This is a genomic window from Streptomyces sp. JN8 (assembly GCF_055808075.1).
The window spans coordinates 6,786,939-6,800,147 of the sequence record NZ_CM147852.1 but is presented as its reverse complement, the minus strand read 5'-3'; the positions used below and the strand labels follow the sequence as shown (position 1 = coordinate 6,800,147).

General features: G+C 73.6%; 13 protein-coding genes. 6 read left to right on the top strand and 7 right to left on the bottom strand.

The window, feature by feature from the left end; translation table 11 throughout:
• Positions 1–18 precede the first annotated feature (18 nt).
• Positions 19–1,518, bottom strand: a complete 1,500-nt coding sequence (locus tag ACY0MR_RS30070; RefSeq protein WP_361855982.1) for an SCO1417 family PLP biosynthesis transcription factor — start codon at positions 1,516–1,518, stop codon at positions 19–21.
• A gap of 102 nt (positions 1,519–1,620) precedes the next feature.
• Between ACY0MR_RS30070 and yczE the strand changes: the two genes are divergently transcribed.
• From yczE to ACY0MR_RS30050, 4 genes are all read left to right on the top strand, one after another.
• Positions 1,621–2,289, top strand: coding sequence for a membrane protein YczE (gene yczE, locus ACY0MR_RS30065; protein ID WP_451060293.1), 669 nt, complete (start codon positions 1,621–1,623; stop codon positions 2,287–2,289).
• Complete coding sequence (locus ACY0MR_RS30060) at positions 2,286–3,050, top strand: glycerophosphodiester phosphodiesterase family protein (RefSeq protein WP_388806339.1); 765 nt, start codon at positions 2,286–2,288, stop codon at positions 3,048–3,050. Before yczE ends, ACY0MR_RS30060 begins: the two co-directional genes overlap by 4 nt.
• A gap of 70 nt (positions 3,051–3,120) precedes the next feature.
• A complete protein-coding gene (locus tag ACY0MR_RS30055; protein ID WP_388806341.1) occupies positions 3,121–4,491 on the top strand; it encodes an MFS transporter in 1,371 nt (456 codons plus the stop codon).
• A 255-nt stretch (positions 4,492–4,746) separates the two neighbouring features.
• Complete coding sequence (locus ACY0MR_RS30050) at positions 4,747–5,121, top strand: RNA polymerase-binding protein RbpA (protein ID WP_015032218.1); 375 nt, start codon at positions 4,747–4,749, stop codon at positions 5,119–5,121.
• A gap of 222 nt (positions 5,122–5,343) precedes the next feature.
• On the opposite strand, the gene fxsA is transcribed toward ACY0MR_RS30050, so the two are convergent.
• The 4 genes from fxsA to ACY0MR_RS30030 form a co-directional block, all read right to left on the bottom strand.
• A complete protein-coding gene (fxsA, locus tag ACY0MR_RS30045) occupies positions 5,344–5,937 on the bottom strand; it encodes an FxsA family membrane protein (protein WP_473556391.1) in 594 nt (197 codons plus the stop codon).
• 73 nt (positions 5,938–6,010) lie between these two features.
• Positions 6,011–6,787 carry a polyprenol monophosphomannose synthase gene (locus tag ACY0MR_RS30040; RefSeq protein ID WP_361855967.1) on the bottom strand — a complete coding sequence of 259 codons (777 nt, stop codon included), beginning with the start codon at positions 6,785–6,787 and terminating at the stop codon, positions 6,011–6,013.
• 434 nt (positions 6,788–7,221) lie between these two features.
• Positions 7,222–8,865, bottom strand: coding sequence for an amidohydrolase (locus ACY0MR_RS30035; RefSeq protein ID WP_473556388.1), 1,644 nt, complete (start codon positions 8,863–8,865; stop codon positions 7,222–7,224).
• A gap of 125 nt (positions 8,866–8,990) precedes the next feature.
• Entirely contained in the window at positions 8,991–9,431 is a 441-nt protein-coding gene (locus ACY0MR_RS30030) for an Lrp/AsnC family transcriptional regulator (protein ID WP_017242178.1), read from the bottom strand.
• Positions 9,432–9,656: 225 nt separating this feature from the next.
• Here ACY0MR_RS30030 and ACY0MR_RS30025 point away from each other — a divergent pair, with 225 nt between their 5' ends.
• On the top strand, positions 9,657–10,025 hold the full coding sequence (locus ACY0MR_RS30025; RefSeq protein WP_388806348.1) for a hypothetical protein: 369 nt from the start codon (positions 9,657–9,659) through the stop codon (positions 10,023–10,025).
• Positions 10,026–10,059: 34 nt separating this feature from the next.
• On the opposite strand, the gene ACY0MR_RS30020 is transcribed toward ACY0MR_RS30025, so the two are convergent.
• Together ACY0MR_RS30020 and ACY0MR_RS30015 are read right to left on the bottom strand one after the other, a co-directional pair.
• Positions 10,060–11,151, bottom strand: a complete 1,092-nt coding sequence (locus ACY0MR_RS30020) for a phosphotransferase family protein (protein WP_473556385.1) — start codon at positions 11,149–11,151, stop codon at positions 10,060–10,062.
• A 47-nt stretch (positions 11,152–11,198) separates the two neighbouring features.
• Positions 11,199–12,335 (bottom strand): Rv3169 family protein, encoded by a 1,137-nt coding sequence (locus ACY0MR_RS30015; protein WP_388806352.1) that lies wholly within the window; start codon positions 12,333–12,335, stop codon positions 11,199–11,201.
• A 161-nt stretch (positions 12,336–12,496) separates the two neighbouring features.
• Between ACY0MR_RS30015 and ACY0MR_RS30010 the strand changes: the two genes are divergently transcribed.
• A complete protein-coding gene (locus ACY0MR_RS30010; RefSeq protein WP_473556383.1) occupies positions 12,497–12,985 on the top strand; it encodes a hypothetical protein in 489 nt (162 codons plus the stop codon).
• The last annotated feature ends 224 nt before the right edge of the window (positions 12,986–13,209 follow it).

The window sequence follows — 13,209 nt, the reverse complement described above, 5'->3', positions numbered from 1 at the left end:
CACGTGTGGGCGCCCGCGCTACGCCACGAACGAGCGCGGGGGCTCGGTGCCCCCGCCCGCGCCCGACTCGACCAGCCGGGCCGCGGCCGCCAGCCGGACGGCGGCCTCGTCGGCGACCGGCCCGCCCACCGTGAACGGCAGCCGGACGAAGCCCTCGAAGGCCCCGTCCACCCCGAACCGGGGACCCGAGGGGACCCGGACGCCGACCCGCTCCCCCGCCTCGGCCAGGCGCGAGCCGGAGAGGCCGCCGGTGCGGACCCAGAGGGTGAGGCCGCCGCGCGGCACCGAGAACTCCCACTCCGGGAGCTCCCTGCGGACGGCGGCGACGAGCGCGTCCCGGTTCTCCCGCGCCTGCTCCCGGCGGAGCGCCACGGCCTCCTCCCAGCCGCCCGTGCGCATCAGCCAGTTCACCCCGAGCTGTTCGAGCACGGGGGTGCCGAGGTCGGCGTACGCGCGCGCGGCCACCAGGGAGCGGATGACGTCGGGCGCCGCCCGGACCCAGCCGATGCGCATGCCCGCCCAGAACGCCTTGCTCGCCGAGCCGACGGTGAGGACCGTGGAACCCGCCGGGTCGAAGGCGCAGACCGGCCGCGGCATCTCCACGTCGTCGTCCAGGTGGAGCTCGGCCATGGTCTCGTCGACGACGAGGACGGTGCCGGCCGAGCGGGCGGCGTCCACGAGCTGCCGGCGCTGGTCCTCGTCGGCGAGGGCCCCGGTCGGGTTGTGGAAGTCGGCCACCACGTACGCGAGGCGGGGAGCCGCGTCCCGGAGCACCTGCCGCCAGCGGCCCAGGTCCCAGCTGCCGAGCCCCTCCGACATGGCGACGGGGACCAGCCGTGCCCCGGCCTCCCGCATCAGCTGGAGGATGTTCGCGTACGAAGGGGACTCGACGGCGATCCGCTCGCCCCGCCCCGCGAAGAGGTGGCAGATGGCGTCGATGGCCCCCATGGCGCCGGTCGTGACCATGATCTGCTCGGGCATCGTGGGGATGCCGCGCGCGGTGTACCGGTCGGCGAGCATCTGCCGCAGCGTGGGCAGCCCCGCCGGGTAGTCGCCGTGCGTGTGCGCGTACGGGGGCAGCTCCTCCAGGGCGCCCTGGACACCGCGGGTGAGCCACGGCTCGGGCGCGGGCAGCGCCGCGCAGCCGAGGTCGATCATCGAACCGAGGGACTCCGGGGGCAGGGGTTCGAGGCCCCGCGCGGGCAGCGGGTTCCCCGCCGGCACCGCGGTCCAGCTGCCGGCTCCCCGCCGCGACTCCAGGAAGCCCTCGGCGCGGAGCGCCTCGTAGGCCGCCGCCACCGTGGTGCGGCTGACGGTCAGGGCCAGGGCGAGTTCGCGCTCGGCGGGCAGCCGGGCGGCGACCGGGACCCGGCCCTCCAGGACGAGCAGGCGGATCCCGTCGGCCAGTGCGCGGTAGGCGGGCGGCTTCCGGGTCCCGGGCCCGGCGGGCCGCGCCTGCTGTGCCTGGAGCTGTCGGGCGAGCTGCGCCGGACCCACCGCCGAAGTCCACTGGGCCATCGAAATCAGTCCACCTTCGTCGAATTGGCCATGGTTGGCATCTCTTCCCCCGCCACAGAGTGTCATGAGTCAGTCCACTACCACCACCCTGGGGGAAGTCCCTTGTCCATCGCCTCCGGCCTCCACGGCCGGCACCTCACCCGGCGGCTCGTCCAGCTCTACGCGGGGCTGACGCTGTACGGGGTCAGCTCGGCCCTGCTGGTGCGCAGCGGTCTCGGCCTGGAGCCCTGGGGCGTGCTCCACCAGGGCCTCGCCGAGAAGACGGGCCTGACCATCGGCGTGGTGTCGATCATCGTCGGGGCCGTGGTGCTGCTGCTGTGGATCCCGATCCGGCAGCGGCCGGGCCTCGGCACGGTGTCCAACGTGTTCGTGATCGGTCTGGCGATGGACGGCACCCTGGCGCTCGTCCCGGACGTGCACGGTCTGGCCGGGCGGATCCCGCTGCTCGCGGCCGGCATCGTCCTCAACGGGGTGGCGACCGGCCTGTACATCGCGGCGCGGTTCGGGCCCGGCCCGCGCGACGGCCTGATGACCGGTCTGCACCGGCTCACGGGCCGGTCGATCCGGCTGGTGCGCACGGCGATCGAGGTGGCGGTGGTCGCCACCGGCTTCCTGCTGGGCGGCTCGGTCGGCGTCGGCACGGTGCTGTACGCGCTGGCCATCGGGCCCCTCGCGCAGTTCTTCCTGCGCTGGTTCGCCGTCCCCGGGCCGGAATCCGGAAGCACCGCGGTCGCCCCCGCGCCACCGGAAGGCGCCATACTGCGGCGGTGACTCGCGTACGCCACCCCTACCTCGACCATCCCGCGCCCCTCCCGTTCGCTCACCGCGGCGGCACGGCGAACGGCCTGGAGAACACCGCGGCCGCCTTCCGCCGGGCCGCCGCCGCGGGCTACCGCTACTTCGAGACCGATGTGCACACGACGTCGGACGGGGTCCTGGTCGCCTTCCACGACGCGACCCTCGACCGCGTCACCGACACCTCGGGCCGGATCGCCGACCTGCCCTGGGCGGCGGTGCGGGAGGCGCGGGTGGCGGGCAAGGAGCCGCTGCCGCTCTTCGCCGACCTCCTCGACGAGTTCCCGGAGGCCCGCTGGAACGTGGACCTCAAGGCCGAGTCCGCCCTCCACCCGCTGGTGAACCTGATCCGCAAGAAGCGCGCCTGGGACCGGGTCTGCGTGGGCTCCTTCACCGAGGCCCGGGTCGTGCGGGCCCAGCGGATGGCGGGCCCCGCCCTGGCCACCTCGTTCGGCGTCCGGGGGGTCGTCGGGCTGCGGCTGCGCTCGCTCGGCGTCCCGGCCTCGGTCCGGGCCGGGGCGGTCGCCGCCCAGGTGCCCGAGCGGCAGGGCGGCATACCCGTGGTGGACCGCCGCTTCGTCCGGGAGGCGCACGCGCGCGGGATCCAGGTCCACGTGTGGACCGTGAACGATCCGGCCCGGATGCACTCTCTCCTCGACCTGGGGGTCGATGGCATCATGACCGATCAACTGGAGACGCTGCGCTCGGTGCTGACCGAGCGGGGCGTGTGGGTCTGAGCGCGCGTCCCGGTGCCTCCGGACCCGGATCACCGGGCCCGGCCACGGGGACGAACGAGGGGGCGCGGCCTTGACCGCTGGAACCACCGAACCGGAGGAGTACGCCACCGATCCCGCCGCGCGGAAGCGGGAGCAGCGGGGCTGGTACTTCTACGACTTCGCCTGCTCGGTGTACTCGACGAGCGTGCTGACCGTGTTCCTCGGCCCCTATCTGACCTCGGTGGCGCGGGAGGCGGCCGACGCGGAGGGCTATGTGCACCCGCTCGGGATACCCGTGCGGGCCGGCTCGCTCTTCGCGTACGGGGTGTCCGCCTCGATCGTGGTCGCGGTCCTGCTGATGCCGCTGGTCGGCGCGATCGCCGACCGTACGGGCCGGAAGAAGCCGCTGCTCGCGGCCGCGGCCTACACGGGCGCGGCGGCCACGGCCGGGATGTTCCTCCTCGCGGGCGACCGGTACCTGCTGGGCACGTTCCTGCTGATCGTGGCGAACGCCTCGATCTCGGTGTCGATGGTGCTCTACAACGCCTATCTGCCGCAGATCGCGGAGCCGGACGAGCGGGACGCGGTCTCCTCGCGCGGCTGGGCCTTCGGGTACACCTCGGGCGCGCTGGTCCTGGTGCTGAACCTGGTCCTCTACTCGGGCCACGACTCCTTCGGCCTCACCGAGGGTGAGGCAGTCCGGATCTGCCTGGCCTCGGCCGGCGTCTGGTGGGGCGCCTTCACCGTCGTGCCGCTGCGGAGGCTGCGGGACCGCCGGATCGGCCCGGAGGGCCGGGAGGGTGCCGGCGGCGGGGCGGTCGGCAGCGGCTGGCGGCAGCTGCGGGAGACCCTCAAGGACATGCGCCGGCACCCGCTGACGCTCTCCTTCCTGCTCGCCTACCTCGTCTACAACGACGGCGTGCAGACGGTGATCTCGCAGGCGTCGGTGTTCGGCTCGGAGGAGCTCGGCCTCGACCAGACCACGCTGATCACGGCGGTCCTGCTGGTCCAGGTGCTCGCCGTGGCGGGCGCGCTCGGCATGGGGCGACTCGCCCGGACGTACGGCGCCAAGCGGACGATTCTGGCGTCGCTCGCGGTCTGGACCCTGATCCTGGTGGCCGGCTACTTCCTGCCGGCCGACGCGCCCGCGTTCTTCTACTGCCTGGCGGCCGCGATCGGCCTGGTGCTGGGCGGGAGCCAGGCCCTGTCGCGTTCGCTGTTCTCCCATCTGGTGCCGCGCGGCAAGGAGGCGGAGTACTTCTCGGCGTACGAGATGAGCGATCGGGGGCTCAGCTGGCTCGGTCCGCTCGTGTTCGGTCTCGCGTATCAGCTGACCGGGAGCTACCGGGATGCCATCATCTCCCTGGTGATCTTCTTCGTGGTCGGCTTCGCCCTGCTCGCCCGGGTGCCGGTGCGGCGCGCGGTGGAGGCCGCCGGGAACCCGATACCCGACCGTATTTAGACGTGGCAGTGAAAGGGCGGTAGTGTACGCGTTTGGCCTGCCAGGCGGACCGTTACTGCGTGCTGCTTTAGTGAAATCACCGGGTCACATCTGCCGTCAGATGTGACAAAACGGGCACTGGTGGGTACAACAAGGGGCGGCACGACGGGCGACGCATGACCCGGCACGGGAATCTTTACCGCCGACCGGACGTTGACCGGATAACGACGACAGCGACACCTGTCCTGTGGGCGACAAGCCCGGGAGGCACGATTCATGAGTGAGCGAGCTCTTCGCGGCACGCGCCTCGTGGTGACGAGCTACGAGACCGACCGCGGCATCGATCTGGCCCCGCGCCAGGCCGTGGAGTACGCATGCGAGAAGGGCCATCGTTTTGAGATGCCCTTCTCTGTGGAAGCGGAAATTCCGCCGGAGTGGGAATGCAAGGTCTGCGGAATCCAGGCTCTCCTGGTGGACGGGGACGGACCTGAGGAGAAGAAGGGCAAGCCTGCGCGTACGCATTGGGACATGCTCATGGAGCGGCGCACGCGCGAGGAGCTGGAGGAGGTCCTCGCCGAGAGGCTGGCCGTCCTTCGTTCCGGCGCCATGAACATCGCCGTGCATCCGCGCGACAGCCGCAAGTCCGCCTAGCGGACCCATCGGCGGAAGAACGCCGCGGGGCCCGGTACACGCATCGTGTACCGGGCCCCGCGGCGTTTCCGTGTAGCCGTCCACCCGCCGTCCACGCCGCCCTCGGTCCGCCGTCCGGCCGCCGCTCCTGTCACCCTCCGTCTGCCGGGAGCCCATCGTGACCGGTGCCCGCGAAAACGCCCGTCGCCCCGCTTCGGCGGGGGGACGGGCGTCGGTCCGGCGTCAGGGCAGCAGGGGCGGGCGGGGCTCGTCGGCCCGACGGGCGCCCTGGGCAGCGTCCTCGCGGATCACTTCGCCCTGGACGACCTTGCCGTCCGGGCGGTGGATGCGGGCCTGCTGGAAGGCGTCCTGGAGGCTGCCGGGAGGGGCCGCGGCCATCCGCCGCTCGGCGGCCCGGTCCGCGTACCGCCCGAGGACGGAGCGGACCGGCGGGATCAGCAGGAGCAGGCCGAGGACGTCCGAGATCAGGCCGGGGAGCATCAGGAGCATGCCGCCGAGCATCAGGAAGCCGTTGCGGTCCTCCGCGCCCGCCCGCTCGGGCGCCTGGGGCACGGCGCCCGCCTGCGCGGCGGCCTGGGCCTGCTGGAAGGTCGACGTGAGGTTGCGGAAGGCACGGCGGCCGGCCCGCTTGACGACGGTGGCACCGAGCACGATGCCACCGACGAGCAGGGCGAAGACGGTCAGTCCGCCCGCCGCGTCCGCCACCACCGTGAGCAGCCAGATCTCGAGGACCAGCCAGGCGGCGACGGCGAGCGGAAGGAAGGTACGCGCGCGGGAGCGCTGGGGGGCGAGGGGAGGCGTTGCGCCGGTCGTCATGGTCCCCAGTGTGCCTGGCGCCCCGCCGGAACGTCGTAAAGGAAAGATCAGTGCGGGACGCCCCGGCCGGGGATCAGGAGGTCTTGCGGCCGAGCTTCCTGCCGACCTTCTCGGCCCGGGCCGAGAGGCCCCAGCCGGTGACCCGCCAGAGCGCCTCGACGACGATGTTCCGGCTCATCTTCGAGTCGCCGATCTCGCGCTCCACGAAGGTGATGGGGACCTCGACGACGTGGAAGCCGGCGGCGACCGCGCGGCGGGCCAGGTCGACCTGGAAGCAGTAGCCGGCCGAGGCCACGTCCTCCAGGCCCAGGCCCTCCAGGGTCTCCTTGCGGAAGGCCCGGTAGCCGCCGGTGACGTCGCGGATCGGCACGTCGAGCATCACGCGGGAGTAGAGGCTGCCGCCGCGGGAGATGAACTCGCGGGACTTCGGCCAGTTCACGATGCGGCCGCCCGGCACCCAGCGGGAGCCGAGGACGAGGTCCGCGCCCTTGAGGGCGGTCAGCAGCCGCGGAAGCTCCTCGGGCTGGTGGGAGCCGTCGGCGTCCATCTCGACGAGGACGTCGTACCCGTGCTCGATGCCCCAGCGGAAGCCGGCCAGGTAGGCGGCGCCGAGGCCCTCCTTGCCCTTGCGGTGCAGGACGTGCACGTGGTCGTCCTCGGACGCGATCTCGTCCGCGAACTTGCCCGTGCCGTCGGGGCTGTTGTCGTCGGCGACGAGGATGTGCACCTCGGGTACGGACTCCCGCACCCGCGCGACGATCGGCTTGATGTTCTCCGCCTCGTTGTAGGTCGGAATGATCACCAAGGCCTTGCCGAGCGGGCCGTAACGCCTCTGGCCACCGTCGTTCACTACTGCCCCTTCGGATACATACGCAGGCCCCCACCATAGCGAGGTCCCCGGAGTGCTCCGGCGCGGCGGGTCGGCTGCGAGGGGCGGACGTGCGGTGCGGGGCCCGTCGTCCTTCGGTCCGACCTGGGATCCGCTGGCGGCGGATCGACCGAGAGCCGTTGTCTACTGAACGTCCGGGCCCCACCCGGGTCGCACCTTCCGCCGGAGAAACCTTCCCTCGCGGCCGAGGCGCGGGCGGCGTACGGCGAATGCGTGGAGATGCTGTCCGGTCGGACGTCCTGTGGTGGACGCGGAGAACCTACCCGCCCCGGACGGTCGACTGTCAACACCCGTTTGACCTGCGAAGACTCCCCAAAAGCCCAGGCCGGAGGGGAAGATCCGCAGGTCGGGGACAAGCGTGCGGGACCGCCCTCCCGGTGGGACATATCCCTACATCACTCGTTCGGCCGTACGAACACCGTCTGCCCGTGCACCACCGTCCGCAGGCACACCGGCAGCTCCGCGCCAGGAGACAGATCGGGCAGACCGGGCGTCCCGGAGCGCGGGTCGGTGGACCAGCGGGCCACCCGGTCGTCGGGGGCCTGGACGACGAGCTCCTCGGTGCGCCAGACCGCGTAGTCGGCGGGGGCGCCGGGCACCAGGGTGCCCGCGTCGTCCCGGCCCACGGCGCGCCAGCCGCCCCGGGTGTGGGCGGTGAAGGCGGCCCGGGCGGAGATCCGGTGCTCCGGGGTCCGGTGGAAGGCGGCGGCCCGGACGGTGCCCCAGGGGTCGAGCGGCGTCACCGGGCTGTCCGAGCCGAAGGCCAGCGGCACTCCGGCGCGCAGCAGGGCCGCGTACGGGTTGAGGGTGCGGGCCCGCTCGGCGCCGAGCCGGTCGGCGTACATCCCCTCCTCGCCTCCCCAGAAGGCGTCGAAGGCCGGCTGGACGGACGCGGTGAGGCCGAGCTCGGCGAAGGCGGCGATCGTCTCGGGGGTGAGCATCTCGACGTGCTCGACCCGGTGCCGGGCGGCCCGGACGCGGCCGAGGCCGAGCTTCTCCGCGGCGGCCCTGACGCCCTCCACGACGGCGGTCACGGCGGCGTCTCCGATGGCGTGGAAGCCGGCCTGGAGGCCCGCCTCGGTGCAGGCCACGACATGGAGGGCGATGGTCGCCGCGTCGAGGTGGGCGGCTCCCGTGTGGCCGGCGTCGGCGTGATCGGCGTACGGCTCGTGCAGACAGGCGGTGTGCGAGCCGAGGGAACCGTCGGCGAACAGGTCGCCGGCCGCGCCCAGGGCGCCGAGGGCGCGGGCGCGCTCGACGTCCAGATCGGCCCAGTAGCCGACGACGCGCGGCCCGGCCTCGTCGCGGGCCAGGTCCAGGAGTCCGGTGAAGTCGTCCTCGGACGAGATCCGGGGGCCTCCGCACTCGTGCAGGGTGCCGATGCCCAGGGCGGCGGCCCGGTTCCGGGCGGCCCGCTGCGCCTCGGTGCGCTGGCGGTCGGAGACGGCGCCGAAGGCGGCGGCCCGCACGGCGTGGTGGGCGTCCCCGGTGAGCGGCTGCCGGCCGTCGTGGAAGCCGTCCAGTCCGCGGACGCCCGGAACGAGGTCGAGGAGCGCGGTGGTGACGACGGCCGAGTGGACGTCGATGCGGGTGAGGTAGAGCGGTCGGCCACCGGTGAGTTCGTCGAGTTCGGCGCGGGCGAGCGGGCGGCGCTCGGGCCAGCGCGCGGCGTCCCAGCCGTGGCCGATGAGGATGCGGTCCTCGGGGCGGGCCGCGGCGTGCGCGCGGATCAGTTCGGCCGCCTCGGCGAGCGAGCCGGCGGCCGACAGGTCGAGCCCGGTGAGGGCGAACCCGGTGGCGGTGGTGTGGACGTGCGCGTCGACGAACGCCGGGGTGACGAGCGCGCCCTCCAGGTCCACCACCTCGTCCACGCCGGTGGCGAAGGCGTCGGCCGCGCCCTCGGAGCCCACCCAGGCGACGTGCCCGCGCTCCACCACCATGGCGGTGGCGAAGGGATCGGCGGGACTGTGGACCTCTCCACCGCGCAGCAGCACGGTGCGGTCTTCGGCGGAAGAGGCGGGGGGCGTGGACTCACTCATGCGACCAGGCTAGGACCTGCCGGGACCCGGTTTGTCCGGCAGGTCCCCCTCGGGGGAGGCGCGTGGGGTGCGGCACGGCGCCTCGCGCGCGTGGGCGGGCTCCCGGGGGGGGCGGCGAGCCGCCGTCAGATGCGCGGGGGCCTGGCCTCGTACGGGGTGGAGAGGACGACGGTGGTGCGGCTGGAGACGCCGGCCTGGGAGCGGATCCGGCTGAGCAGGTGCTCCAGCTCCAGCGGGGTGGCGACGCGGACCTTGAGGATGTAGTTCTCGTCGCCGGCGACGCTGTGGCACGCCTCGATCTCGGGGATGTCGGCGAGGCGGTCGGGGGTGTCGTCGGGGGCGCTGGGGTCGAAGGGTTTGACCGAGATGAAGGCGGTCAGCGGCAGGCCGACGGCCTCCGGGTCCACGACGGCGGCGTAGCCGCGGATGACTCCGCGCTGCTCGAGCCGGCGGACGCGCTGATGCACCGCCGACGTGGACAGGCCCGTGGCCTTGCCCAGGTCGGTGTAGCTCATGCGCCCGTCCTTGACCAGCAACTCGACGATCTGACGATCCAGCTCCTCCATGCGGTGACCTTATTGCTCCCGGGGAGGTGCGGCACCGGCGGGGTCGACCGCAATCGGGCGGTATGGGTCATCCCGACACGACCGCGGCGGGCGTGTGACGAACGCCACAGGCATTCGTCCGGCCTTGGGTACTGCCACACGATTATGCGGACGGCCGCATGGGAAGTGCTTGCTGTGGTCGAGGCCGCACAGATCCGGCCGACCCACCCGAGGGGGAGATTCTCCATGCAGGAGCCTGTTGATTCGGTCGACACGTCCGATGAGCTCGACGCGTACGACACCTTTGAGATGTTCCGGGTCATCTGCCCGGAGTGCGTGCAGCCGATCGCGCTGCTCGCGGACGAGGACGCGCTGCCGGAGCACGCGCTCTGCCCGACGCCGTGGAACCCCTTCGTCCTGACGGTCTGCCGGGGCACAGGCCTCGCGGCGGCCGAGGCCCGGCCGGCCGACGACACCCTGGAGGTCCAGGAGCAGGACACCGCCCTGCTCCTGACGCTCCCCCAGGGCCTCGACTGGCGTACGCAGCCCTTCTCTCACGTCGGCGGACCGGGCTCGCGCCCGATCCGGGTGACGCAGCTGCGGCGCGCGGCCTGAGGCAGGTCCGGACGGGGCCCGGGGGCCCCTCCGCTCACCAGTAGCGTCCCTGCACCATCGCCGCCAGGGTGGCGTGGTGCAGGATCAGCCCGTCGGGGTCCGCGGGCACCTCGACCTCGCCGAAGTGGGCCTGCCGGTAGGCGATCCTGAGCATGACGATCGCGTGTCGCAGTGCCGCGTAGAGCGTGTGGAACTCCATGTCGCGCGGGGTGTGCCCGGTCAGTTCGGCGTAGCGCCGTTCGACCGCGTCGCGCCGCAGGAGGTCGGGCAGCCCGGGCTGCCCGAAGCCGACGGTCAGGTCCTGGAAGAAGCGGTGCAGGTAGACCGTCCAGCCGAGGTCCACCTCGCGCGGGACGCAGGCGGCCATCTCCCAGTCGAGGACGGCCGCGGGGGTGAATCCGTCGTAGACGATGTTCCCGATGCGCGCGTCGCCCCAGCCCAGGACCGCCGGCCCTTCGTCCGCGGGCCAGTGCGCCTCCAGCCAGTCGAAGGCCGACTCGATGAGCGGCGAGGGCGCGAGCCCCGCCACCACCCAGGCGTAGTAGGCGCGTTGGGCGTCGACATGGCGGCGCAGCGGGGTGCCCTGCCCGTCGGGCAGCAGGAACTCGGCCTCCTTCGCGGGGAACTGGTCGTGCAGCCGGGCGATCACGGCGACGGACTCGGCCTCCAGCAGGGCGCGTTCCCCGTCGGTGGCGTCGTGCAGCCAGTTCCCCTCGTACGTGTAGGGCATCACGTCCGGCGGGACCCGGCCCTCGGCGCGGGCCATCACGAAGAAGGACGCGCCCAGCGGGCCGTGGTCCTCTTCGAACCACAGCACGCGCGGTACGGGGACGTCGGTGTGCTCGCCGACCAGACGCATGACCCGGTGCTGGCGGGCCATGTCGTAGACGGGGAAGACGGTGTACGCCTCGGGGTCGGCGGCCAGCCGCAGGGCGCAGCCGCGGACCGGTGCGTCGGGGTGGTCGAGGTCGAAGAGCAGGGTCTCGCTGGACATGCCGTTGGAACCGGGTACGGCGAGTCCGGTCACCCGGGCGCCCGGCAGCCGCCGGTCCAGCCAGCGGGTGAGCCGGCGGCCGAGCTCCTCGGGGTCGCGGGTGGTGGTGCGGGGACGGGGCGCAGCGGTCACGGGGGCTCCTCGGTGGGCTGTTCGGCGCGGCCTGCGGCAAGGGGGGTTCAGCGGGCCGTCGAGGTGTGGTCGGCGAAGCCGCTGGGGTCGTGGCGGCCGAACGAGCCGTGTTCGAAGATGCCGTGGCCGATGCGGCCGTCGAGGGTGAAGCGGGCGGCGTGGTCGGTGACGCCGTACGCCGCCATGGGGTGCGCGGCGGGGTCCGTGAGGTCGTAGACGCGCCGGTCGGTCCAGCCGCGGCCCTGCCAGGTGCCGTGCTGCCAGTCGGTGGCGGGCGGGTAGCCCGCGCCGACGGCGAGCGGGGAGGAGGCCAGGATCTCGACGCCGACCTCCAGGGGCTTGCCGCTCGGGTCGGTGAGGTGGACCGCGGCCCGTTCCGGGTGGCGGGTGCCCGGGCGGTACGTGATCTCGGTGCGGGGCCAGCCGAGTTGGGTGTCGCGGTGGCCGTTCCGTACGAGCAGGGCCTCGTTGAGGGTGCGGTAGCCGTCGGCGTCCTCCTGCGCGATCACCATGAGGAAGCGGTCCTCGAAGCGCATCGGTATCCAGAGCCAGTGGAAGCCCTCGGGGCGGAACTCGGCGGCGCGGCCCGGCTCCTCGCCGGGGATCGGGCGGACTCCCCAGCTGCGGTCGCGAGTCCCGGTCCACTCCCCCGGGGTCACCCGGAACTCCTCGCCGCCGGCCCTGACGGTCCCCGCGCAGTGCCCGGCCTGGACGAAGCGCCGCCCTTCGAGGGTGAGCCGGCCGCCGTGGCGCTGGGTGTGGTGGGGTTCCCAGACGGCGGGGAAGTCGCCGGTCCAGCTCAGGTCGTACGAGAGGCCCTCGGGGTCGTCCGGGTCGGCGGCGCAGCGCAGGGAGAGGCGCTTGAGGGGCTCGTCGACCGTGATGGCGAAGGGGCCGACGGAGAGGTCCGTCCGGTCGTCGCCCAGTGCGTCGGAGGCGCGGACGGCGTGCAGCCGGTCGCCGACGCGGAGGGTGGCGTAGGCGTCGACGACCCCGGTGTTCGGGTAGACCCCGAGGCCGGCGATGAGCAGGGCGCGGCCGGAGTGGTCGAAGACGTGGAAGATGCACCGGTCGTAGGCGTTGCGGTCGCCGCTGACGTGGTGCTTCATCGAGAGCGGGGCCTGGTGCACGGGGTATTCGTCGAGTGGGACGGGCCGGTCGTCGACGTGCCGGTGCACGGACATGGCTGACCTCCTGGTCGGCGAGCGCGTGTCTTCCGCGGAAGAATCTGACGGTACGTCAGCCGTGCTCCGCGCGGCCAGAGTCGTGCACCGGGTACCGGACGAACTGCCGCACGATTCCGCTCGGCGGTGACCACGGGCCGCCGGGGGGCGTTGGTCAGGGCATGACCACGCTGTACACCACTCCCAGCGGGATCGGTCGGCATCGACAGGCCGAGCCGCGCCGCGAAGAATCGGTTCCGCAGTCGTCGGCGCCGATGCCGGTGGCCGCCCCCCTCCCGGCGCCCGTACCCCGCCCCGTGGCCCCGCAGGCCCCGGCGCCGATGCCGGTGGCCGCCCCCGTACCGGCACCCGCGCACCGACCCGTGGCCCCGCAGGCCCCGGCGGCACAGCCGCCCGTGCCGGTCCCCGTGCCCGTGCCCGTGCCCGTGCCCGTCCAGGGTCCCGCCCCGGCGGCGCACCTCCCCGCGGACCCGCCCATCTACAAGGCCGTGCTCTCCCTCTGGGCGAGCCAGGGCCGCACCCTCCCGGGCCACCGCGACCAGGAGTGGGCCCGGCTCGCCGCCGGCCCGGTCTGGGCGGACCGCACGGTACGGGTCAGCGGCACGCTGGTCCGGCCGGGCGACGGGGCGATGACCGCCCGCCGGATCTGAGAGAGCGTCCCCGCCTGATCTGAGTGAACGCCCCCGCCGAACGCCGTCCCGCGGACCGGCAGCGCGACGGGGCGATCCGGCCTGCCCGGAACGGAACCGCGCGCCCGCGCGCCTCTCGCGGCGCGGTCCTGACCTCGCGGCGCGGCCCTGACCTCAGGACGGACCCGATCGCGGCCCCCTCGGTGCCGGGCCACTCGGAACCGGGCCCCGGCATGCACGCCGGC

Coding starts and splice junctions, on each gene's coding strand:
- ACY0MR_RS30070 (WP_361855982.1), bottom strand. CDS start 1,518: ATGGCCCAGTGGACTTCGGCGGTGGGTCCGGCGCAGCTCGCCCGACAG.
- ACY0MR_RS30050 (WP_015032218.1), top strand. CDS start 4,747: ATGAGTGAGCGAGCTCTTCGCGGCACGCGCCTCGTGGTGACGAGCTAC.
- fxsA (WP_473556391.1), bottom strand. CDS start 5,937: ATGACGACCGGCGCAACGCCTCCCCTCGCCCCCCAGCGCTCCCGCGCG.
- ACY0MR_RS30035 (WP_473556388.1), bottom strand. CDS start 8,865: ATGAGTGAGTCCACGCCCCCCGCCTCTTCCGCCGAAGACCGCACCGTG.
- ACY0MR_RS30030 (WP_017242178.1), bottom strand. CDS start 9,431: ATGGAGGAGCTGGATCGTCAGATCGTCGAGTTGCTGGTCAAGGACGGG.
- ACY0MR_RS30025 (WP_388806348.1), top strand. CDS start 9,657: ATGCAGGAGCCTGTTGATTCGGTCGACACGTCCGATGAGCTCGACGCG.
- ACY0MR_RS30015 (WP_388806352.1), bottom strand. CDS start 12,335: ATGTCCGTGCACCGGCACGTCGACGACCGGCCCGTCCCACTCGACGAA.
- ACY0MR_RS30010 (WP_473556383.1), top strand. CDS start 12,497: ATGACCACGCTGTACACCACTCCCAGCGGGATCGGTCGGCATCGACAG.